Origin of the sequence: Flavobacterium fluviatile (assembly GCF_010645065.1) — a bacterium.
Classification (GTDB): domain Bacteria; phylum Bacteroidota; class Bacteroidia; order Flavobacteriales; family Flavobacteriaceae; genus Flavobacterium; species Flavobacterium fluviatile.
Window position 1 is genome coordinate 13,636 of the sequence record NZ_JAADZW010000010.1, and the last position, 23,201, is coordinate 36,836.

Sequence of the window (23,201 nt, forward strand, 5' to 3'; positions counted from 1 at the left end):
TTATGGACTTACATTTAAAAGGTAAAATTGTAGTCGTATCAGGCTCAGCCGGAAAAGAAGGAAGTATTGGGGAAACAATCATCAACAGATTGGCTGATGAAGGGGCAATTCCGGTTTTAGTTGACAGAAACAGCAGGGGTTTTGGCTATGCTGAAGCTTTGCAGAAAAAAGGAATCGATTCCTTGTTTGTTCAGACAGATGCTACAAATCCGGATGAAATGCAGAATGCTGTAAATAAAATTGCTGAAAAATACGGCAGAATAGATGTTGTGATCAATAACGTAGGTGTAAATGATGGTGCCGGATTGGATGCTACTTACGAGGAATTTATGGATTCTTTGAAACTGAATGTAGTAAGTTACTTTTTATTGGTGAAATTTGCTCTTCCGTACTTAAAAGAATCAAAAGGAAATATTTTGAATATTGGTTCAAAAGTAGCTTTGACAGGGCAAGGCGGAACCTCAGGTTATGCTGCTGCAAAAGGCGGTGTTCTTGGACTTACGAGAGAATGGGCGGTTGATTTGATTCAGTACGGAATTCGTTCGAATGCTATAATTATTGCCGAATGTTATACACCAGCCTACGAAGACTGGATTAAAACAGTACCGGATGGCGAAGCAGTTTTGAAAAAGATAAATAAGAGTATTCCGTTTGAGTCCAGAATGACTAAAACAGAAGAAATTGCAGATACGACGCTTTTTATTATTTCAGATCGTTCTTCGCATACTACAGGACAGTTTGTTTTTGTAGAAGGGGGTTATGTGCATTTGGATCGTGCTTTAATTAATGATGTAAATTAAGGGTATGAGCCGAATTGATTCTCATCAGCATTTTTGGATATTTGATCCGGTTAGGGATAGCTGGATTGATGATTCCATGCAAAATATTCAAAGGGATTTTTTACCCGAAGATTTGTATCTATTGCTTTCCCAAAATCAATTTTCGGGATGCGTAGCGGTTCAGGCAAGTCAGTCTGAAGCAGAAACCGATTTTTTATTGGATCTTGCTTCAATAAATGATTTTATAAAAGGAGTCGTAGGCTGGGTTGATTTGAGAAGTGAAAACATTTCAGACCGATTAAGTCATTTTTCTCAATTTGAAAAGCTAAAAGGTTTCAGACATGTGGTTCAGGGAGAACCGGATGATTTCATGTTTGGTGAAGCATTCCGTAACGGAATCAAAGCTTTAAAAGAATTTGACTTCACTTACGATATTCTGATTTTTCATCGTCAGCTGCCTGCTGCAATCGATTTGGTAAAAACGTTTCCTGAGCAAAATTTTGTGATTGATCATATTGCAAAACCTGATATTAAATCGAGCGACATTGCATCATGGAAAAAAGGAATTGAGGAAATTTCAAAATTCGAAAACGTATGGTGTAAAATATCCGGAATGGTGACAGAAGCCGATTGGAACAATTGGAAACCATCCGATTTAAAACCGTATCTGGATGTGATTTTTGAAAACTTTTCTGCAGATAAATTGATGTTTGGCTCTGACTGGCCGGTTTGTAATGTGGCTTCAGATTATAGTAATTTAGTCAAAACTTTAGAAGATTATCTGGCTGCTTTCTCAGTTGAAGATCAGAATAAATTTTGGTTTAAAAATGTCAAATCATTCTATAAACTGAATGATTAGAAAGAATAAATATTTGAATATATAAAAAAAGCGTGAATTTGAGATTTCACGCTTTTTTTATGATTTTATTTTTTTAAAACATCAGTTTCAGGAGTCCATTTTTTCTGCCATTCCGGATATTTTTTCAATACTTTTTCAGGGTTATACGTGTACCAGGCATAACCGCTTCTGCGTTCGCGGCTAACTTCTGCCAATGAATAAAGGTACACACTGTCCCTGTCGCAAAACAAAGGTCTTCCTGTTCCTAATTCGTAATAGCGAGTCCAGATTGGGGGTGCAGTGGGATCGTTTACAACACGACGGTCATCTTTCACTTTCTTGAATTTTGAATCAAATTCCGGAGCCTCGAAAGTCTCTACTCTGGTATTGTATATTTTAGAATCCTCAAACCATTTAACAGCGCCTTGTACCGCTCTGATAACCTGTTCGCTTGGATTTTCTATTTTCATCAAAAATAAAACCACGTCAACACTTTCGGCATTGCTCACACTAGGCGGTTCAAATTTTCTTGCCCATGCAGGTAACAAGGTGACTTCGTCATGTTGCTGACACCAGGCACTTAGTTTTCCGTGGTCAGAAATTTGTGTTTTTAAAATACAGTCAATTCCTTTTTCATAAGCAACACTTACTTTATTTCTCGTTTCAGCATCTACAAAAGCAAAATTAGAATCATTTTTGACTATTTTGTCAAGCAAATTCATAATTCCCATATAAGTACCATCGTTGAAAGTTATATGGCGGCTGTATCCTTTTTCTAAAGGAAAATATTGTGGCCAGCCTCCATTAGGATACTGTGCTTCTAAAATAAAATCGATTCCTTTCAGGCAGGCCGTTTTGTATTTTTCGATTTTAGTTAGTGTATAAACCTGCGCCAGATAATAGACATGAGTATATGTGGTACCGTTGTCAAAAGTGGTATGCAAAACCGATCTGGAACCTACGACGTCTTTTATCTGTTCCGGTGTTAAAATAGCACGCATGTCGTAATTTTTTGGCCACCCTCCGTTATCACGCTGAAAATAGATAATGTTGTCTGCTATTTTAGTGAATTCGGATTCATCATATTTCGGCTGATTTGGTATTGGATTTACGATATTGTTTTTATCGGCAATACCATACCAGTGATTCATGCTGTCGCTAAATGGTTTTGTGCTGATTACCACGGTCTTTTTGTCTTTTTCAGATTGAGCAGCTGAATAAAGAAACGAAAAAGAGGTAAGCAGGATTCCAAATAATAAACTCTTACTTTTGGACAGACCTTGTAGTGTTTTCATAGTTGTTTTTGATGTACTTCAGTTGTGTTTAGTTTTAAATTTAGACACAACTGAAGCCTAAAGGTTTAATCAGCTATAGTTTTACGGCTGATTTTGGAACGGTTTCTCCAATAACTGTTTTTTTGGCAAAATCAGAGTTTGCAGAAGGAACAAATTCTACATTCTCAGTAGCTTCTCCATTAATCGTAATGGCTTTAGATGAAGTAGAGTTGAATTCAATATCCTTAAACGACATGTTTTTGCCGTTGTAGATGTCAATTACATTTGGTTTGTCGATATCCAGTTTTGCATTGTGAATTTTGATTCCGTTCGCATCAACAATAGTAAATCCTTTTTCTGCTTTTGCAATCAGATTAGAGATTTCTATATTTTCAAGGTTCATTTCAGGCAATCCTTGTAAAAATACAGCTTGTTGTGCTCCTTTGATCGTTACATTTTTTATCGAAATGTTTTTGAACTGAGGTGTTTTTTCATCAACAGGCATTTTTTGATTCACAATTTTATCACCGCCTTCTTCCAAAGTTTCAGCAATGGATTTTCCACCATAATAAAGATTGAATGAAATCGCCTGAGACGGAATGTCAGTCATGAAAATATCAGAAATAAAAATATTTTCTACAACACCACCGCGTCCACGGTTACTTTTAAAACGCAAACCAACATCAGTACCCATAAAAGTACAATTAGAAACGTGCATGTTTTTTACACCACCTGACATTTCACTTCCTACAGTTACACCTCCGTGTCCGTGATAAACGATGTTATTTTTTACAATGATATTTTCACACGGAACACCACGGTCACGACCGTCTTTATCTTTTCCGGATTTAATACATATGGCATCGTCTCCCACATCAAAACTTGAATTTTCAACAATAACATTTTTACAGGATTCTACATCAAGACCGTCTCCGTTTTGTGAAAACCAGGGGTTACGAACCGTTATATTACGAACAATCAAATCTTCAATCATTAACGGATGAATATTCCATGCCGGTGAATTTTGAAATACAGGTCCGTCAAACAATACTCTTTTACTGTTTTGAATGCTAACCAGTACCGGACGAAGGAAATCATGGATGGCTTCAAATTCTTCCTTGGTTTTCAAATCAAGACGTACATTCTGATCTGCTCCTACAGAAGCTTTCATGAATGTTTCAGATGGATACCAGCTCGTTTTGCTTTCGTTAAGAACCCCTCCGGAGTTTACAAATTTCTTCCATTGGCTTTCTGTAAGTTTTGCTTTTTTAACTTGTCTCCACACCTCGCCAGAACCATCCCAGACACCATTTCCGGTAAAGGCAACATCTTCAAGATTTTTTCCGTAAAGTGGGGAAATACAACGCCACGTGTTCAAACCTTCAAAACTCGTTTCGATGATTGGATATAAACTTTTATCTGGAGAAAATTTTATTAAAGCTCCAGTTTGTGCATGCAATTCGATTTTGCTTTTTAGAATGATTGGGCCAGTTAACCATATTCCCGGCGGGATAATTAGTTTTCCACCCCCTTTTTTTGAAAGTGCAGTAATAGCATCTTCGAAGGCTTTTGTATTTAAAACATATCCTCCGTTTACAGCTCCAAAATCTTTAAGATTTACTGTGTTTTTTGGAATTTTTGGTTCATTGACCTTAGCCATTTTGAACTCAATGTTGTCGTAGGTACCATTGGATTTTGACTTTTGGGCTACCGCATTTACTGAAAAGCTGATGGTCAGAATAGCCATTAGTGTACGGAAAAATTGTGTTGGATTAGTCTTCATTCTTATTGAATTAGTTAAAGTTTAAACTTAATTATCAAAATAGTATGATATTTTTATCTTGATAATACTTTTTTTACAAATTAAAATAAGTTTTGTAAAAAAACGAAAATACAATAATGTAATCGATTGCACAAATTTATAAAAAATATTTACAATATATTTAATGAAACTCGTTGGGTGAAATAGAATAAAAATAGCTTCATTTAAGGATTAAATCTAATTTGATCTGCGAAAATCCTTTAAAATCTGCGTGAAAATACTTTTTGCGTATTAATTTTTTCACGCAGTTTTAAACAGATTAAAGCAGATTTTAGACAGATTTATATCTAAGCTGATGCGATAGAGTTGGAAAAAAATAATTTCACCCCAACGGGTTAATGAAGTAAAAAATGATTACGATTGCAGTTAAAATGATTACAGCTTTTTACGATACTATTGAGTCCACTGATACCAACATATTTCAGGATGATACAGGTAGGTACAGGACACCGGTATTTTTATATTCTTTTATATTGTACCCATTATTTGGTAAAAGTGTAAAAAATACATTTATTTGCAAGTCTGTTGTTAAGAATTAAACTTACAGTTTTACCTAAAAAAAAATAAAATGCGTTTAAATATTTTTACCAAAGTTCTCATCATCTTTTTGATAACAATCTGCACATTCTCCCTGAATGCAGCCGAAATCTGGGTTTCTCCACAAGGGAAAGACACTAATTCAGGAGCAAAGTCAAGTCCGCTGGCTACTGTTCAGATGGCAGTAAGGAAAGCAAGGGAACTGCGTCGTCTGAAAGATCCGTCCATCAAGGACGGAATCCGCATTATTGTAATGAACGGAACTTATTATTTAAACGAACCTTTATTCGTAAGACCAGAAGACTCCGGAACAGCAGACAGCCCGACGACTATTGAGGCTGATGTAAACGCTAAACCAATCTTAAGCGGGGGAATCGAAATCAAAAACTGGAAAAAATCTACACTTGCCATAAACGGCTTAAAAGCAGGAACAATCTGGGAAGCTGTTGCACCACAGCAGGCAGGTGAAATTCTAAATTATCGTCAGTTATGGGTGAATGGCAAAAAAGCGGTGAGAGCCAAAAGTACTGCAGGAAATAAAATGGACAGAATTCTTTCATGGGATAAAGATTCTGAAACCTGCTGGATTCCTTTCAAAGATAAGTCGGTAAAGTTTGAGCCGGGAATGGAGATGTACATCGTCCAGTGGTGGGCCATTGCGAATCTCCGAATCAAAAATATCGAAATCAAAAAAGACAGCGCGAGACTTTCTTTCGAACAGCCGGAAAGCCGAATCCAAAGCGAACACCCGTGGCCGGCTCCGTGGATTTCTAAAAACAACGGAAATTCTGCATTCTATTTAAACAATGGAATTTCAATGCTGAACGAACCTGGCGAATGGTTTTTGGACAGAAAAAAAGGTAAAATTTATTACATTCCAAGAAAAGGTGAAGAACTGAATTCGGTTAAAGTTACTGCGCCGGTTTTGGAAAATTTAGTAAAAATTGAAGGAACTTTAGATACTCCGGTACATCATTTTAATTTCAAAGGAATTTCGTTTCAGTTCAGCAACTGGCTTCGTCCGTCACAGCAGGGACACGTTCCGTTGCAGGCGGGAATGTATTTATTAGATGCCTACAAATTAAAAACTCCGGGAACTCCAAATCAGGCGAGTTTAGAAAATCAGGGCTGGGTAGGAAGACCGAGAGCAGCCGTTGAGGTAAATTACGCCAATAATACACTTTTTGAAAGTTGTTCTTTTGAGCATTTGTCATCGACAGGTTTGGATCTGCATAAAGGAACGAATCATAATATTGTTAAAGGAAACCTTTTCAAAGACATTGGCGGTAACGGAATCAATCTGGGTGTTTTCTCAGAAGAATCATTCGAAGCGCACCTGCCTTATACGGTAAAAGACGATCGTGTAGTTTGCTCAGACGAATTGATTACAGATAATTTAATTACCAACGTAGCTAACGAAGATTGGGGATGTCTGGGAATTGCTGCCGGTTTCATTAAAAACCTGACTATTGAACACAACGAAATTTCGGATGTGGCGTATAGCGGTATTTCAATGGGCTGGGGCTGGACTCATACTGAAAACGTGATGAAAAACAATAAAATTATCGCAAATAAAATTCATCATTATGCGAAACATTTACATGATGTAGCCGGAATTTACACACTTTCATCACAGCCTGAAAGCCGAATAGAAGAGAATTATATTGATAAGGTTTACAACAGTCCGTATGCACACGATCCGTTTTTATGGCTGTACCTGTATACCGATGAAGGAAGTCAGGGTTTTACCATTAAAAACAACTGGATTCCGATTCAGAAAATCTTAAAAAATAATAATGGTCCTGCTGGGAATATCTGGCAGGATAATTATGCATTCGTTGATTCAAAAATCAAAGAAAACGCAGGAATTCGTGCGCCATACAGCAGTTTCCTGGCTAAAGAAGTCGTGGTTGATGAAACCTGGGGCTTGCAGGAAATGCCAAAACCGGTTGCGATTGAAGTAATCGGAAAAGATCTGGATATCGAAAAGATCAAATCGACTATAAAAGGGTTCCGAATTGTAGGGGAAGAATTGTACCAATGGCAAAATCATCTGGTGATTTACGGATTGATGAACCAGCCGGAAAGAACGAAAAGAAAACTGGCACTGGCTTTTCCTAAACTGGAAATCAAAATTTATGAAAATCCTGTGTATGACTTCCAGAATTTTGAAAGATGCAAAGGTGTAAAGCCGGTTTCTGAGTGGGAAAATATTGTATTGACTGCAAATTTGGTTGAAGACGAAAAACTGCAGAAAGAATATGTGGATTACCACACAACCCAATTCGAAAAATGGCCGGAAATCGCCAAAGGTTTCTGCAACGCCGATTTTCAGCAGTTGCAGGTTTTCAAAAACGGAAGACAATTAATATTGGTCATCAGTATTCCAAAAGGAGAAAGCCTGGATAAACTGAATCCGAAAACGACAGAAAACAATCCGCGTGTCAACGACTGGAACAACTTAATGAAAAAATACCAGAAAGGAATCGAAGGAACAAAACCGGGAGAAGTTTGGATTTTCCTGAATAAAGTAGAAACGAAATAAAGAGATAGCCGCGACTCGAGCGATAGCGAACACGCGAAGCAATTCACGAATTATTTTTTTTCAAATCTCACTTTTTAATTTTTTCGAATAATTCGAATTAATATTCGCAAAGATTAAAGAATAATTCGTGAATTCGTGGCGAAAAAAAACTAACAATCTAAAATAACCACATTCATGTTAAAAATAGCGATCTTAGGACTTGGAGAAGGACGTAGCACGATGTCGGCCGCTTTGGAAAGTTCAAAATTAGAACTTGTAAAAGTGTGCGACAGAAACGAAGAAATCTGCAAACAAAGAGCAAAAGAATTCGATTTTCATTCGTATACCACAAACTATGATGATTTATTAAACGATGATGCCATTGATATCATCGCAATCTATACCCCAGACCATTTGCACGCTCAACACGTAAAGCAGGCTTTGCTGGCAGGAAAGCACGTTGTGTGTACAAAACCTTTTATCGATGATCTTTCGGATGCGAAGGAATTATTGGAGTTAAGCAAATCAGCCGGCAAAAAAGTTTTTATCGGACAAAGTTCAAGATTTTTCGAACCGGCCAAAAGACAAAGAGCAGATTATGAAGCAGGATTAATAGGAGATTTGATTACGATTGAAGCCCAGTATCATGCTGATCACAGATGGTTTTTGAAAAAAGAATGGTCTTTGCTGCAATCTTTCAAATGGCTGTACGGCGGTTTAAGTCATCCGGTAGATTTTATCCGTTGGTATCTGCCAAACATCGAAGAAGTAATGGGCTACGGAATGATCAGCAGTAACGGACAATCTGCTGGTTTAAAAAATGAAGATACCATGCATTTTATTTTTAAAGCAACTGATGGCAGAATCGCCCGAGTTAGTGGAGTTTATACTTCGCCAACTCAGCCGGCACAGCGAGATAGCGGAATGAGTACCATTTTAAGAGCGACTGAAGGAGCCAGCCAGGCTGATTATCACGAATTACGTTATGCTGTTACAGATAAAACTGGTGAAGAAAAAGTAATCACTTGGGGCGATTCAACATTAAAATATTATTTCCGTTTTGAAGGACAAAGCCATCACGGAGGAGAATATCAAAACTATTTAGAATATTTTGCAGATAGTATCGAGCAAGGTTTTACCGCTTATCCGGATATGGAAGAAGGTATTGGAACCGTAGCATTATTACAAGCTATGGATAAAAGTTTACAAACAGGAATGCCAGTCAAAATTGCTGATGTTCTTAATGAATTCGGACTATGAATAACTCCATCTACGAAAAATTAACTACGCTCGATTTTGTAATTGTGGCAGCCTATTTGGTTATTTTATTAATTATAGGCTATGTGGTTAGTGTGAAGCAAAGCAAGAAGAATGAAACGCTTTTTATGGCTGGAAATTCTTTAAACTGGTACAATATTGGTTTTAACATGTGGGGAACAAATGTTGGCCCGTCTTCTCTATTGGCTTTTGCGAGTATTGGTTACGCGACCGGAATTGTAGCTGGAAATTTCGAGTGGTATGCATTTGTTTTCCTATTGCTTTTGGCGATTGTTTTTGCGCCGAGATATATTGCGAGCAAAGTCAGCACGATGCCCGAATATATGGGAAAACGTTATGGCGACAGTACACAAACTATTTTAGCATGGTATGCCATGGTTAAAATTCTGGTAAGCTGGTTATCGTTAGGATTATTCAGCGGTGGCATTTTGGTACGTCAGATTTTAGGAATTCCGATGTGGCAAAGTGTAACGGTTTTAGTGATTTTCTCAGGGATTTTTACTTATGCCGGCGGATTGAAAGCTATTGCCAAAGTGAATGTTTTTCAGATGATTTTACTCATTGTAGTATCATTGACACTTTCGTATTTAGGTTTGCAAAAAGTGGGAGGTATCGAAGCTTTAATAGCCAAAACACCTTCTAACTTTTGGAATTTAGTACGTCCGGTTGATGATGCTTCCTATCCTTGGCCTGCTATTTTATTGGGATATCCAGTGGCGGCTGTAGCATTCTTTTGTACGGATCAATCGATGGTGCAAAGTGTTTTAGGAGCCAAAAATTTAGAACAGGGACAATTGGGTGTGAATTTTATTGGTTGGTTAAAAGTTTTGGCTTTACCATTGTTTATTTTGCCCGGAATTTTATGTTATGTTTTGTATCCTGAATTAGGCGAGAATTCGGATTTGGCTTATATGACCATGGTGACGAATTTATTTCCAAGCGGAATGAACGGATTGGTAATTTGTGTCATGATTGCCGTTTTAGTAGCGACTATTGGTTCCTCATTAAATGCGTTAAGTACCGTTTATACTAATGATATTTATGTAAAAAAAATCAATCCTTCGGCGACAATTAAAGAACAAATTAAAATTGGTCGCTTGACAATTGCGGCAGGTTGTGTGTTGTCTATTTTAATTGCTATAGCGATTGATAATATAAAAGGACAAAATTTATTCAATATTTTTCAGGCGGTTTTAGGATTTTTGGCACCATCATTATCAGTTGTTTTCTTATTGAGTGTGTTCTGGAAACGCACTACCAAAAAAGCCGTAAACGCAACACTTTCATGGGGATCAGCATTTAGTTTATTCGTAGGAGTTCTGTATTTATGGATTTTCCCTGCGGATGCGTATCCGGTTTGGCCACACTTTTTATTGATTTCGTTTTACATATTTGCTGTGCTTTTAATTGCGGCAGTACTAATTTCATTGGCTGATAAAAATCCTGAAGTTAATTTTTCAGATGAAAGGGATATTCCTAAAACAAGTAAAAAGGTGAAACTTCTGTTTGGTTTGTTGGGATTGACGATTTTGGTTTTGTATTTGGTTTTTAATGGGAATTAGATTTTAAAACATTGATTTAAAGAGGCTGTCCAAAAAGGTCAGCCTTTTTTCATGCGGCAAATTTTAAAACAACTTTAACGCAATTAAATTTTACACAATTAAATTTTGTAATACTTTTGTATGTGAAATAAATGTAAAGTATAATTTAAAAGAAATCATAATGGCATTATTAGATGATTTAAACTGGAGACATGCGGTAAAGGCATATGATGCAACCAAAAAAGTAGCTCAGGGAGATTTAGAAAAAATATTAGAATCGGCACGATTGGCGCCAACTTCTTCAGGATTACAACCTTTTCGCGTTATTGTAGTCGAAAATCAGGAATTAAAAGAAAAAATGGTACAAGGTGCTTTAAATCCTGAAGTAATGCGTGATTGCTCACATGTTTTGGTTTTTGCCGCTTGGGACAGTTATACTCCGGAAAAAATTGATAAAGTTTATGATTTGCATACCGATGTACGCGAATTACCAAGAGGTCGTTTTAGTAGTTATACTGATAAAATTAAAGAAATATACGGCGCTCAAACACCCGAGCAACATTTTGCCCACACGGCCAGACAATCTTATATAGCTCTTGGTTTAGCAATGGCTCAGGCTGCCGAATTAAAAATTGATTCTACACCAGCAGAAGGTTTCAGTAATGAGGCAGTTGATGAAATTTTAAATTTAAAGGAATTAGGTCTTAAAAGTGTTACCTTATTGTATTTAGGTTACCGTGATGAAGCTAACGATTGGTTATCAAATATGAAAAAAGTGAGAATTCCGATGGAGGAATTTATCATAAAAAAGTAATAATTTAACCCGTTGGGCGAAATTAAAATAAGTGTCAGGCTGAGTCCATTCGGCTTCGCTCAGGATAAACTTAGTCGAAGCGCTTTTGAGCTCTCAAGCCTTCGACTCCGCTCAGGATGACATCAATTCTTTACGTTATAAATGATGTTTTATTTATTATTTTATACTTTTAATTCATTTTAAAGCAATTTCACCCAACGGGTTAATTTACAAAAAAAAGATATTCTTGAATTGATGGAAAAACCAGATGTTTTACAATTAAACCAACAACTTTGTTTTCCACTTTATGTGGTTGCTAAAGAAATTACGGGTTTGTACCGACCATTTTTGGATGAGTTGGATGTTACCTATTCGCAATATTTGGTGATGATGGTACTTTGGGAACAGGATGGTTTGACCGTAAATAAAATAGGTGAAAAACTATATCTCGACAGCGGAACCTTAACGCCTTTATTGAAACGATTAGAAAGTAAAGGATTTATTATCAGGCAACGAAAAAAAGAAGATGAGCGTGTTGTTGAAATTTTTTTGGATGAAGCCGGAAAAAAATTGAAAACCAAAGCCTGTGAAATTCCACGAAAAATTCAGGATAAATTAAATTTAACTTCTGCGGATATGGTTGAACTTAAAGATTCAATTCAAAAAATATTAAGTAAAATTTTATCTTAAATTCGATTAAAGCATAATCAAGGAAAAGCTGATTCAAATCTGAATCGGCTTTTTTTATCATATTGAAAATTATTTTTGATTAAAGTTTTAATAATCACCCTGTTTGTGCGAACTTAATGATATTGAGCTTTGCCGACCAGAGTAGAAACGTTTTTTTATACCTTAAATTTTAGAAAAGAGATTTTGTTTTAAAAATAAGTATATTCTTATATTTTTAAAATAAAGAGTATGTTTGCGGTATAAGGAGAAAATATTTAGTTCGGTTTATATCAGAACTTTTAATTATATTTGCAAAATCATTTACTATGAGAATCATTGGGAAGAAGATAATTTTAAAGATTAAAAAGAAAAATATAGGCAATAAAAAGCTATGTATTGAAATTGATAAATTAATCGCAGATTTAGAAAAGTTTAATCCTGAAGAAGAAAATATTAAAGACATACGAAATGATGCAGACTGTGTTCATAGTGACGGATTTTATTTTTTTAATATTCACATTCACAGAACACTGATATTAATTGAGTTTGATGAGGACGGTGAAGCTACAATTGTTTGGGCAGGCACGCATCAGGAATATGAATCAACATTTAGAAATACCAAATCGACTATTGAAAAATGGTTGAGAAAAAACGGCTATATAGAATGAAAACACATTTTGACATAGAGCAACTAATAGAAAAGGGTGTAATCACAAATGAATTGGATTATGAAAGAGCACTCATTGCCGACAGGAAATTGAGACTTCTGGCAAAGGAAGATTTCAACTTTAAAAAACTAAGAACTAAACTGCGTAACATAATTGAAAAATATGAAAATGCAGAATGGAGCGATGTTAATCAAATTGATGATGCCAAACTTTTAGAAAGTGACAAAGCAGAACAGATTGCGGAATTAGAAAGAGTATTTCTGGAAAACAGAAAACATGCCATCAGAAAAAAACTCAAAGAACTCGACTTAACTCAGGAAAATCTGGGTTCCATTTTAGGTCATAAAAGCAAGACGCACATGTCTGAGCTAATGAATGGTATTAAACCTTTTACTTTACGAGATTTAATTATTATAAATAGATTATTAAAAATAGAAATAGCCGTATTGATTCCGGTATTCCTTTCAAAACAAGATCAGATTAAGGTGAAGGAAGCGGTGATGAAATTGGGGAAACCTAAAGTAAAACTGGCAAAGTGATGATTTGGTTTTATTATAAAACTTCAACGATATGAAATATATTATAAAAAACCAAAAAGCCGCAAATCATAAGACTTGCGACTTTTAGAGTTAGTAATTCAGGTTATTTTTTTTATATAATTTCTAAACCACTTTCGCAATCTGAGTATTCACACGAATATTATTAGGAGCATCTAATCCTGGTTTTTCATAAGTGGTGAAATCCAAATTAACGCCCGGTCTAAAAATCAGGCAGTGTGTGGAACCTCCAAAATGAAACATACCCAGCTCGTCGCCTTTTTTTACAACGTCGCCGGCTTGTACTTTTATTTCGCAGCTGGAAACCTCTGCCATACCTACAGGCATTACACACATCAGACCAATAGCCGGATTATCTGCTTCAATAAATATAAGGGCTCTGGTCGCAACTGCAGTTAAAAAGGGCTGCGAATTGTTGGGCGCACTTGAATCGGCTCCCTCAGGATTGTAGAAACCCTGGTATAAATTTTCTAAATAATAAGAACCGTTTACAATAGCCGTTTTTATGATTCTGCCGTTTACGGGACTGTGCCAGCGGTGGTAACTCAGGGCACTCAAAAAGGCCTGATAAACTGTTCCACCCTCAAATTGAGGGGCTAAGGCATCAAAATTCATCATGTTTTCTAACGAATAAGGCTGTCCTTTTAACCAAAACTGATCCGACAAGGCCACATTCGTAGCCACTTGCAAAGGTGCCGACTCACAGGCGTTTACAATAATCGAATCATCATCGGGTGCAGTAACAGGACGCACATCCGGCCAAAATAATCTCGTGAAAAAATCATCCCAGCTTTTGAATCCATAATACACATCTGAAGGATCCGACTGAAAAACATCAGAAAATGTAGCGTTGACAGGAATCGGATTCGGTTCTAAACCTAAAGCCCCTTTGGCAACCTCCATCATTTCAGATTGTGCCAGTTCGCTCAGCCATGCAATTACGTTTTCAGAAGGGCCATTTTCGATCAAAACATAACGGGAATCTTCTGTAACCAAAAATTTAGACCAGTAATTCAATATTTTTTTCAGCTGCTGATTGACCAGTGCGTTTGAAAAAACATCATATCCAAAATTGGTTGCCATGGGCCAAGCCAAAAGGGCATTAATTGGAAAACCAATCATACCTGCAGGCGTTTGATTTCCGGGAGCACCGGTTTGGTAAGCTTCGGGAGCGGTTTGCATGATTGCGTTGAGTAAAACAAGGAAATCCTCAAAATTGACAGGTTCCGGTTCCCATTGCAAAGGTGTGTTTTGTTTTAAAAAATGCGCTTCGGCAAACATACCCTGCACATTGGCATACAAAACAGGATCTGAATAGACCATATTTTGAAATTCGGCAATTTCAGGAATGAGCGGTGTTGGATTTTTTTTGACAAACTCTTTGAGTTTTAGTGACCAGTTTTCTATAATTTGTGGGTCTTGCGGTAACCAGCTTCCCAATAATTGTTTTGCTTTGTTGAATGTAGTTGCTTCCATAATTTTTTTGGGTTAAATTAATAACTAAGATATTTTAGAAAATAATTCAAAAAATGTATTTGGGTACAGAAGCGGTTTTTTTTGTTATGAAAGAACTTTTAGTTTCAATTTCTAATTCAAAAAGCAGTAGCAAAATTAATAGACAAAAACATCGGGTAAACCGTTTTTATTGTTTCTGAATCAATCAGCCTGTTTTTATGTCATTCTGATAATAGCAAAAATGACATGACGACTGTTGTTTTCATTAAAATGGAAACATTATCTATTGACGCAGAATTTCTTATTTAAACCTGAAATATTGATTGACATCCCAAATTTATTGGTATAAGGTATTTAATCTAAAGGCAGAAATTCCTCTTACGTGACCATCTCCCAATAAATTTTGAGGGAGGCAGAACTGGGGTACTCTTTTAATACCGAAATTTAATTTTCCTTAAATTTTAAAAAATTATCTCTATTCATTTTATGATGATAATTTCTTTAGTGGATAAAAATTCATATATAAATATTTCAGATATAATGGGCAAGACAACATTAGAAATAAGTTAACTTTTGTCTGGTTGGAAATCATGGTTTTGTGTTGTGTTTTTAATTAGGAGTTAATAGAAAAATAATGTATGAGGTTTTTTGTAGCTTTTTTTTTGCTATATTTAATTTTTGTATCTGTAAATTAGATGATTATGGAAATAAAACGCCTCAAATTAAGAACATCATATCGGAATAATAAAAATATTACCGATGAGTTTATCCTTAAATTTCTACTGTGATAAAAACAATTCCCTTGTGAAAGGATCTAATGTCTTTTTTAGTACATAATGAAATAGAAAAGTTTGATAATAAAAAAAAAATATATTGAATAGCTATTTTTTGTTTTAAAAAAGACAGATTATGTTAAGTTTTTTTGAGAAAAAAATAACCATTAAAATATTTCCTTGTAACCCAAAAAATGATATAAAATGAAAAAACCAATTTCTTTGAGCGCAATTGTTTTGGCAGTTGCAGTTTTGGCAAGTTGTGGTAAGAGTAACAAAAAAGACTCTAATGAAGGTGCGGAAACTCTAGCGGATACCACTTCTACAGGTACTATAGTAACCGTTAAAAACTTTGTAGTAGCAGAAACCGATCATTATTTTACCAATTTAATGAAAGAAGTTCCTGTAAATACCTACAATCATCACCGCGAATATTCTAATATAGAAACGCAAGTTGTTATTCGAGAAAACCAGGATTGTTTATACAGTCATGCAGTGGTAGATTGTTCAGAAGGTGCTACGATTATCAATCCAAAATGGGACAAATATTCGGTTGTGCAAGTTTTTGATGAAAATCAATATACTTTTGCAGTTTTATATCCGGGAGACAGCATTCATGTTACACCTGATATGTTAACCAGAGGCAATTATGTGTGGTTAAATACCCGTACCGAAGTGAGACCAGAAAACAATGCAGGATATGCCGATGCGCACAAACATCAAGATGCTTATATTATAAAAGCAAAATCAAACAAACCTTATCAATCAAAAGGATTTGACAAAACATCTTTAGACCGGGTGAGAGATTCCTTATTGATGCAAGGACCAAAAGTGCGTTCTTGGAGGGCATTTGGAACACCAAAAGTTGTAGCTCCCGAAGATTTTGTGATCGCTGCGGCAGGAGGTTGGGCAGGTTTACCAAAAGAGCATGCTTTGTATTGGCCTAGAATTGTTCCGCAAGGAGAGGCTAAAAAAAGTAGTGTGTGTTCTAAAATAACCCTTCCAAAAGCACCATTGCAATATGATAAAGGCGGATTTTTGTCGGTAACCGTTTACGATGCGAGAGGATGGATTGCGACTAAGAAATATGCTTTGAGAGATCACAATGCAGTTAAAAATGCAGATGGTTCAATTACCTTTTATTTCAATTGTCCAAAAGAAAAAAACAATATGGACACAGTTGACAATTGGTCAATGGTTATCCGTCTGTATGTTCCGGAAACTCCAGAAAAAGGAATTGCATATCTGGAAAATCTAGAGAAAAACAATGTCCAAATTGAAGTTGTGAAGTAAAGATTTTAAACTTATAAAAATAAAAAAATATGAATAAATTAGTAGTTTAGCATCTTTCAGCTTCTTATGTCACTATGCCAAATTTTAAGATCGTTTAGCCAATCTTACTATAGATTTATAGTGATTATATTTGTAAATTTTAGGGGATTTAAAAATCTAAAAAGTTCTATGAATTGCTAATAAAAAAATGCTGTCAAATAGCAACTGACAGCATTTTAAGTTTAATCATATGAAATACTTTTTATTAGTTATAAAAGTCATTTTGTATACTTGGTGTATTGAATGTGTTGCCCAATCAAAACAGCAGGCTTACAGTTAAAATGTCCAAAAAAAGAGCGATAAGACCCTGTATCGGGTTGCGAAGTGTTTTTGTGCAGGAGGTATTATTACCTGTTGCCGACAGAAAAGCGCATCCTTTATCCATTTAGCCCGTTACGCCTTTCCGGATTGCGAAGAATCCAAATGAATTACTTATATCATTGCTCCTTTTCAATGGGTGCCCATAACGAACAATGTGGGTAAGTTCCAGCTCACCAATAATACTTCAATCAGGCAATCCTATTTGTCCAGGCGGTTTAGGAAATATTCATGTTATTTTTTTTTATTGCGAAAAAACGAAAATAAGTTGAGGAGCTGGTTCCACAGATTTTAGGGAGTAATGTGTAACTTTGGAATCCAACTTTTTTTTTATGATAATTTGCGTAGTCTGCGGTTTTAAACCATGCAGATTTTCAGCCTGACAACCCAAACCTACGAACTTCAAATGTTCATATTGGTTTAGTTTTTCTTCTGATCTTTGAAAGAGGTTTTGAAATCAGTTTTTTTGTTTCCACCAAAAATCAAACGGTATTTACTTATATAAACTTAGTAAAAAAGGTTGGAACAGCATAGTACAGGTTGTGAAATGTAAAAATAACACTTATCTTTAGCCCCAAAATACCTTTTCATGAGAAATCGATTTCCAAGTTTCAAAAAATTATTTGTTTTTGTAGTTTTATTTTCTTCCGTTACTTTGTTTGCTCAGGAAACTAAACCTGCCACATGGATTTGGTATCCGGGCGATTTCGAAATTTGGTTAAGCAATAAAATGCAGGTAAGACGAACTGAACGCGAAGCAGTTTTTCCCCCGCTTTGGCAATATTACAGTCCGTATGCTCTGGTAACTTTTCAAACAGAAGTCGATATTCCAAAGCCAGACGAGGTAAAAATCTTCTCAGAAGGGCCTTTTCAATTACTTTTAGATGGTGTTCAGATTTACGGACAGCCAAAATCAATAACGATCCCTGCCGGGAAACACAAAATTTCTTTTAAAGTGTATAATCAGGAAGTGTTGCCGGCTATTTATATTGATGGTAAGTATGTGAAATCTGATGCATCCTGGAAAGTGACCAATGAAGATAAACTCTGGATTGATGAAAATGGAAAAGCACAGCAATCCGGTACGCCGTGGGTACCTGTTGGTTCGTGGAATTTTGATTCGCCAGAGCGTAAACCTTCCGAATTCAAACTAACAACCAAACCTTTGAGTTCCAAAAAAACTGAGAAAACAGCAACTGGTGAGTTGGTTGATTTTGGAAAAGAAACTTTTGGATATATCAAAATTCACGGTTTAAAAGGAAAAGGAAAACTAGCATTGTATTATGGTGAATCTCGTGAAGAAGCTTTAGATTCCGCCAGATGCGAAACTTTAGATCATTTATCTTTTGACGGAAAACAATCAGAAACTTATACGCACGATGGATCGAAAGCCTTCCGTTATGTTCAGGTGCAGGCAGATGCAGGGATAAAATATGATTCGATTTCGATGCTTTATGAATATCTGCCATTAGATTATCGTGGTGCATTCAAATCTTCGGACAAACAATTGAATCAAATTTGGGATGTGTCGGCTTACACGATGCACTTAACGACTCGTGAATTTTTTATCGACGGAATAAAACGCGACCGCTGGGTTTGGTCAGGCGACGCTTATCAAAGTTATTTAATGAATTATTATTTATTCTTTGATTCGGCTTCTGTTGAAAGAACGCTTTTAGCCCTTCGCGGAAAAGATCCCGTAACGGCTCACGTAAACATTATAATGGATTATTCGCTTTATTGGTTTGTAGGTGTTTACGATTACTATTTACACACAGGCGATACGAAATTCATCAAAACTTTTTATCCCCGAATGAAATCACTTATGGATTTCTGTTTGGAAAGAAGAAACAAAAACGGATTCCTGGAACCATTAGAAGGTGATTGGGTTTTTATTGACTGGGCAAACGGATTGCCAAAAACCGGTGAGGTTAGTTTTGAGCAGATGCTTTTGGCAAGAAGTTTAGAAGCTATGGCAGTCAGTGCTGAAATTGCAGGTAAAAATGAAGACCAAAAAGAATATAAAAAATTAGCGTCTGATTTAAAGACTAAATTATTCGATGTGTTTTGGGATAAAAAAGAAAACGTAATGAAACACCAGCGTATCGATGGTAAAATACAGGATATTGTAACCAGATACGCTAATATGTTTGGTATTTTCTTCAATTATTTTGACGAAGAACAAAAACAAAGTATAAAAAATAAGGTGCTGCTTAATAAAGACGTTTTACAAATCACTACACCCTACATGCGTTTTTACGAACTGGAGGCCTTGTGTGCTATAGGCGAACAAGATTATGTGCTGAAAGAAATGAAAGACTATTGGGGCGGAATGTTAAAAGAAGGCGCTACTTCTTTCTGGGAAGAATATAACCCAAATAAAAAAGGAAAGGAAAATTTAGAGATGTATGGGCGTCCTTATGGAAAAAGCCTTTGTCATGCCTGGGGTTCCAGCCCAATTTATTTGCTGGGAAAATATTATTTGGGTGTAAAACCAACTGCTCCGGGTTATGCTGAATACGAAATCAAACCGAATTTAGGAGGACAGCAATGGATGGAAGGAAAAGTGCCAACCCCAAACGGAGAAGTTTCTGTGTATTGCAGTACCAAAGAAATTAAAGTAAAAGCTTCAGAAGGAGAAGGAAAATTAATTTTCGAAAGTGCAGGCAAACCAAAAGCCAGTTCTGGAACAATTAGTCAATTAGCAAAAAATAAATATCAGCTGATTGTAAAACCGAATGTAGAATATAAAGTGAGTTATAAGGCGATTTAAAGTTCTTAGTGATTAGCACCTAGTGATTAGTAATTAGTCCTTAGTTTGTAAACGTTTTGTTTGTCATTCCGACGGAGGAGGAATCTCCGCGACAATGTTCCGCAAAGATTGTTTTTAAATACTTTGTCGAGTTTCTTACGAAGATTCCTCCTTACGTCGGAATGACAAGATTGTAGAAATTCAGTTGCTCAAAAAAAATAAAAAACCAATGTTTTCAAAAAGTAAAAAATACAATTTCAAATTAAAAACTGCTTTCCTAATGCTGTTTGCTATATGCATTCAAGTCACAGCACAGAACGCATGGAAACCCTCTTCATTTGAAATCATAAAATCAAATTACAAGACTTTCAAAACCAGTCAGTACGCACACGTTTTTTCAGGGAGCAAACATAATATTGTTCGTTTAGCTCCGGAATTACAAGCATTGACAGGTGTCGAACTTCCTTTAGATAAATATAAAAACGGAACCAATGCTCCATTACAATTAAAGTTTAAAGAACCTGTAACTGTTTTGATTGGGGTTTTTCAGGATAAAAATGCAGATTATCGTCAGCTTGAAAATTTCAAAGATGCTAAATTGGTTTTAGAAAAGGGAGTTACGATTACAGGATTACCTCCAGTAAACGTTTATGCACTTTCTTTTTCAAAAGGAAGTCAAACTATAAATCCACAAGGAAAAGGTTTGTTTGCGATTTTAGGAGTTGCAAAAGCTTCTGAAAATCTTAAATCAAGAGATGCCAAATTACCAGATGGAAAACTTTGGAATCCAACATTTATCGTAGAAGGATTCTCCGATGAAAAACCGCTTTTCGAAATTATCGGAGGAGAAAACAAACCCGTTATCGATGAAGGAATGTCCGGAACTGAAGGAATTCAGGGAGGTTTTGAAGGCGGACGTGTTGTAAAAGTTGGCGATAACTATCATATGTTTCCAACAGAAAGAGCAGGAGAAAAAGGTGTTGATTACTATTATGATCGTGTAAAAACCAGAATCGGACATTGGATCAGTAAAGATGCGATTCATTGGAAACGTGAATCCACTATTTATCAGGCCAGTGGTGTTTACGCCGTAACAGAAGATGACAACCCAATGAACGATCGTCGTGCTGCTATCTGGTCATATATGCCGGTTTTTAATGAAAAAGCGAACAAATGGTATGGCTATTATTTGGCTTACACGGTTAGCAAAGAAATAGAACCCAATCATTCTTTTGGAAGAATTTGGCGTTGTGAGTCAACGGTAGAAGGAATCGACGGAATTGGAGGACCTTACAAAGATATGGGCATCATTATGGAACCGGGATTGGATTCTCAGCCGTGGGAAGGGCGTCAGGGTGTAGCTTCGTTTTTTCCGTATCAGGTGGGCGATAAATTCTTCGGATTTTACAGCGGTGCGTATCCGTTTAATTCCTGGGCAGATTATCCAAAAAAATCAGGAAAAGGATGGTTTGTAGCTTTAGCAGAATCTAAAAGTTTAGAAGGACCCTGGTTTCGAATGAATAAAGGTTTGGAACCCATTAAAACCATGCATCCGCTTTTTGTTGAAAATCCAATCGTGAGCCAATTACCAAACGGATTGTACATCGCAATTTTCGATGGAGGCCCGGATGGCTGGGGACATCATTTACCAAATATGATGGCGTATTCATTATCAGCAGACGGTGTAAATTGGGCGGAAGCTCATTATTTGCCAATCGAAACAAAAGTTGATAAATGGTGGGATATTATGAGGACTCCATTATGTCTAATCCCGGAAGGAAATGATGTTTACACCATTGTCTATAATGCAATCGATTTGAAGAGAAGATTTCACCCAACTGGAATGGTAAAAGTAAAATTGAACAAAGATGTGATGGAATCGAAGTTAAAAGAATTGAAGAAGTAATTGAGCAAATAGAACGCAGATTAAACGGATTTACTTCGTAAAGACGCTGATTTGCACAGATTTTATTTTAGTTAAAGAAATAAATTAAAGGTTCCCGCAGATTTTGCAGATCAAGCAGATAAAAAAATCAGCTAAATCAGCAAAATCTGCGAGAGAAAAAAAGAAAATCCGTAATAATCCGCGTCATCTGCGTACCAAAAATATACACAAAGCAAAATGAAAATGAAGTATCTAATCCTAACCATTTTATCACTTGCCATAACCAGCTGTGCAACCAAATACAAGAAAAGAGAAATTACCGACAGCGAAATGCAGGAGATTTACGAAGAAATCAAAACGCCTTATAAATACGGTTTGGTGATGGTGCCAACAGACAATTCTTATAAAATGGACTGTCCCTCTGTATTTAGAAAAGACGGTAAATGGTACATGACCTATTTAATTTATGATGGGAGAGGTTATGAAACCTGGTTAGCAGAAAGCGATAATTTGCTAGACTGGAAACATTTAGGGAAATTAATGTCTTTTTCTAAAGATGAAAAAGAATGGGATGTGAACCAAAAAGCGGGTTACATTGCTTTGCAGGATTACACTTGGGGCGGTTCGTATGAATGGAAAAAATACGATGACAAATACTGGATGAGTTATTTTGGTGGAAACACGACAGGTTACGAAGCCGGAGTCTTGTCCATCGGAATGGCTTATACCAAAGAATCTCCAACTAAAGCCCACGAATTTGAACGTTTGCCAAAACCGGTTTTAACTCCAAAAGATACCGATGTAAGTTTTTGGGACAACAGTACGATGTATAAAAACTCGATTATCGAAGACAAAGAACGCATTACAGGAAGCAAATTTATCATGTATTACAACGCCCGAGGCGATAGTCTGAACCCCGCAAAAGGTGCTGAACGCATCGGGATGGCCGTTTCTAATGATATGAAAACCTGGAAACGTTACGGTAAAAAAGCATTGTTGAACCATCACAGAGGAATCACAGGAGATGCTTATATTCAGCGAATTAATGATACTTGGGTAATGTTTTATTTTGGCGCTTTTTGGAGAGACTGGAATCAAGGTGCTTTCAACCGTTTTGCCGTTTCGAATGATTTAGTAAACTGGAAAGAGTGGAAAGGCGACAATTTAATTGAATCATCAGAACCTTACGATAATATGTTTGCGCACAAATCTTTTGTGGTAAAGCATGAAGGAATTGTATATCATTTTTATTGTGCCGTAAACAAAGCCGAGCAAAGAGGAATTGCCGTAGCGACTTCTAAAGATTTAGGAAAAAGCAAAGTAAATTTTGTTGCTCCACCGGAGAAAAAAGCGAAGAAGTAATTGGATAGAGCTAACAGGTTTTTAAAATCTGTTAGCTCTTGTAC

Annotated in this window: 16 protein-coding genes; 13 read left to right on the forward strand and 3 right to left on the reverse strand. The window is 36.1% G+C overall.

Annotation, left to right across the window (positions count from 1 at the left end):
• Window positions 1–2 precede the first annotated feature (2 nt).
• Window positions 3–800: an SDR family oxidoreductase gene (locus GXM17_RS11860; protein WP_163399547.1), complete on the forward strand. Its 798-nt coding sequence runs from the start codon at window positions 3–5 to the stop codon at window positions 798–800.
• Between the two features lie 4 nt (window positions 801–804).
• Complete coding sequence (locus GXM17_RS11865) at window positions 805–1,638, forward strand: amidohydrolase family protein (protein WP_163399548.1); 834 nt, start codon at window positions 805–807, stop codon at window positions 1,636–1,638.
• A gap of 65 nt (window positions 1,639–1,703) precedes the next feature.
• Here the strand turns inward: GXM17_RS11865 and pelA are convergent, their stop codons facing one another.
• Together pelA and GXM17_RS11875 are read right to left on the reverse strand one after the other, a co-directional pair.
• On the reverse strand, window positions 1,704–2,912 hold the full coding sequence (gene pelA, locus GXM17_RS11870; protein ID WP_163399549.1) for a pectate lyase: 1,209 nt from the start codon (window positions 2,910–2,912) through the stop codon (window positions 1,704–1,706).
• A 73-nt stretch (window positions 2,913–2,985) separates the two neighbouring features.
• On the reverse strand, window positions 2,986–4,674 hold the full coding sequence (locus GXM17_RS11875; RefSeq protein WP_163399550.1) for a glycoside hydrolase family 28 protein: 1,689 nt from the start codon (window positions 4,672–4,674) through the stop codon (window positions 2,986–2,988).
• Between the two features lie 607 nt (window positions 4,675–5,281).
• Between GXM17_RS11875 and GXM17_RS11880 the strand changes: the two genes are divergently transcribed.
• The 7 genes from GXM17_RS11880 (at window position 5,282) to GXM17_RS11910 (ending at window position 13,262) form a co-directional block, all read left to right on the forward strand.
• Window positions 5,282–7,795, forward strand: a complete 2,514-nt coding sequence (locus GXM17_RS11880) for an L-rhamnose mutarotase (RefSeq protein WP_163399551.1) — start codon at window positions 5,282–5,284, stop codon at window positions 7,793–7,795.
• Window positions 7,796–7,969: 174 nt separating this feature from the next.
• Window positions 7,970–9,034: a Gfo/Idh/MocA family protein gene (locus GXM17_RS11885; protein ID WP_163399552.1), complete on the forward strand. Its 1,065-nt coding sequence runs from the start codon at window positions 7,970–7,972 to the stop codon at window positions 9,032–9,034.
• On the forward strand, window positions 9,031–10,614 hold the full coding sequence (locus GXM17_RS11890) for a sodium:solute symporter (protein ID WP_163399553.1): 1,584 nt from the start codon (window positions 9,031–9,033) through the stop codon (window positions 10,612–10,614). Before GXM17_RS11885 ends, GXM17_RS11890 begins: the two co-directional genes overlap by 4 nt.
• 160 nt (window positions 10,615–10,774) lie before the next feature.
• The gene (locus GXM17_RS11895) at window positions 10,775–11,407 is read left to right on the forward strand and encodes an NAD(P)H-dependent oxidoreductase (protein ID WP_163399554.1); all 633 of its coding nucleotides are present in this window, start codon (window positions 10,775–10,777) and stop codon (window positions 11,405–11,407) included.
• Between the two features lie 234 nt (window positions 11,408–11,641).
• Window positions 11,642–12,076, forward strand: a complete 435-nt coding sequence (locus GXM17_RS11900) for a MarR family winged helix-turn-helix transcriptional regulator (RefSeq protein ID WP_163399555.1) — start codon at window positions 11,642–11,644, stop codon at window positions 12,074–12,076.
• A gap of 305 nt (window positions 12,077–12,381) precedes the next feature.
• A complete protein-coding gene (locus tag GXM17_RS11905; protein ID WP_163399556.1) occupies window positions 12,382–12,723 on the forward strand; it encodes a type II toxin-antitoxin system HigB family toxin in 342 nt (113 codons plus the stop codon).
• Window positions 12,720–13,262: a transcriptional regulator gene (locus tag GXM17_RS11910; RefSeq protein WP_163399557.1), complete on the forward strand. Its 543-nt coding sequence runs from the start codon at window positions 12,720–12,722 to the stop codon at window positions 13,260–13,262. The genes GXM17_RS11905 and GXM17_RS11910 overlap by 4 nt, the downstream gene beginning before the upstream one ends.
• 123 nt (window positions 13,263–13,385) lie before the next feature.
• On the opposite strand, the gene GXM17_RS11915 is transcribed toward GXM17_RS11910, so the two are convergent.
• The gene (locus tag GXM17_RS11915) at window positions 13,386–14,756 is read right to left on the reverse strand and encodes a phosphatidylserine decarboxylase family protein (protein WP_163399558.1); all 1,371 of its coding nucleotides are present in this window, start codon (window positions 14,754–14,756) and stop codon (window positions 13,386–13,388) included.
• 956 nt (window positions 14,757–15,712) lie between these two features.
• Between GXM17_RS11915 and GXM17_RS11920 the strand changes: the two genes are divergently transcribed.
• The 4 genes from GXM17_RS11920 to GXM17_RS11935 all read left to right on the forward strand — a co-directional run bounded on the left by GXM17_RS11920 (window position 15,713) and on the right by GXM17_RS11935 (window position 23,157).
• Window positions 15,713–16,801 carry a DUF1254 domain-containing protein gene (locus tag GXM17_RS11920; RefSeq protein WP_163399559.1) on the forward strand — a complete coding sequence of 363 codons (1,089 nt, stop codon included), beginning with the start codon at window positions 15,713–15,715 and terminating at the stop codon, window positions 16,799–16,801.
• A 946-nt stretch (window positions 16,802–17,747) separates the two neighbouring features.
• Window positions 17,748–19,931 (forward strand): alpha-L-rhamnosidase-related protein, encoded by a 2,184-nt coding sequence (locus GXM17_RS11925; RefSeq protein WP_163399560.1) that lies wholly within the window; start codon window positions 17,748–17,750, stop codon window positions 19,929–19,931.
• 208 nt (window positions 19,932–20,139) lie between these two features.
• Window positions 20,140–21,816 carry a glycoside hydrolase family protein gene (locus GXM17_RS11930; protein WP_163399561.1) on the forward strand — a complete coding sequence of 559 codons (1,677 nt, stop codon included), beginning with the start codon at window positions 20,140–20,142 and terminating at the stop codon, window positions 21,814–21,816.
• A 222-nt stretch (window positions 21,817–22,038) separates the two neighbouring features.
• The gene (locus GXM17_RS11935) at window positions 22,039–23,157 is read left to right on the forward strand and encodes a glycoside hydrolase family protein (protein ID WP_244307389.1); all 1,119 of its coding nucleotides are present in this window, start codon (window positions 22,039–22,041) and stop codon (window positions 23,155–23,157) included.
• Window positions 23,158–23,201 lie beyond the last annotated feature (44 nt).

Excerpts from the sequence above, each read along its gene's own strand:
- GXM17_RS11900 (WP_163399555.1), top strand. The coding sequence starts at position 11,642 with ATGGAAAAACCAGATGTTTTACAATTAAACCAACAACTTTGTTTTCCA.
- GXM17_RS11915 (WP_163399558.1), bottom strand. The coding sequence starts at position 14,756 with ATGGAAGCAACTACATTCAACAAAGCAAAACAATTATTGGGAAGCTGG.
- GXM17_RS11925 (WP_163399560.1), top strand. The coding sequence starts at position 17,748 with ATGAGAAATCGATTTCCAAGTTTCAAAAAATTATTTGTTTTTGTAGTT.
- GXM17_RS11885 (WP_163399552.1), top strand. The coding sequence starts at position 7,970 with ATGTTAAAAATAGCGATCTTAGGACTTGGAGAAGGACGTAGCACGATG.
- GXM17_RS11890 (WP_163399553.1), top strand. The coding sequence starts at position 9,031 with ATGAATAACTCCATCTACGAAAAATTAACTACGCTCGATTTTGTAATT.
- GXM17_RS11880 (WP_163399551.1), top strand. The coding sequence starts at position 5,282 with ATGCGTTTAAATATTTTTACCAAAGTTCTCATCATCTTTTTGATAACA.
- GXM17_RS11920 (WP_163399559.1), top strand. The coding sequence starts at position 15,713 with ATGAAAAAACCAATTTCTTTGAGCGCAATTGTTTTGGCAGTTGCAGTT.
- pelA (WP_163399549.1), bottom strand. The coding sequence starts at position 2,912 with ATGAAAACACTACAAGGTCTGTCCAAAAGTAAGAGTTTATTATTTGGA.
- GXM17_RS11935 (WP_244307389.1), top strand. The coding sequence starts at position 22,039 with ATGAAGTATCTAATCCTAACCATTTTATCACTTGCCATAACCAGCTGT.
- GXM17_RS11895 (WP_163399554.1), top strand. The coding sequence starts at position 10,775 with ATGGCATTATTAGATGATTTAAACTGGAGACATGCGGTAAAGGCATAT.
- GXM17_RS11865 (WP_163399548.1), top strand. The coding sequence starts at position 805 with ATGAGCCGAATTGATTCTCATCAGCATTTTTGGATATTTGATCCGGTT.
- GXM17_RS11860 (WP_163399547.1), top strand. The coding sequence starts at position 3 with ATGGACTTACATTTAAAAGGTAAAATTGTAGTCGTATCAGGCTCAGCC.
- GXM17_RS11930 (WP_163399561.1), top strand. The coding sequence starts at position 20,140 with ATGTTTTCAAAAAGTAAAAAATACAATTTCAAATTAAAAACTGCTTTC.
- GXM17_RS11910 (WP_163399557.1), top strand. The coding sequence starts at position 12,720 with ATGAAAACACATTTTGACATAGAGCAACTAATAGAAAAGGGTGTAATC.
- GXM17_RS11875 (WP_163399550.1), bottom strand. The coding sequence starts at position 4,674 with ATGAAGACTAATCCAACACAATTTTTCCGTACACTAATGGCTATTCTG.
- GXM17_RS11905 (WP_163399556.1), top strand. The coding sequence starts at position 12,382 with ATGAGAATCATTGGGAAGAAGATAATTTTAAAGATTAAAAAGAAAAAT.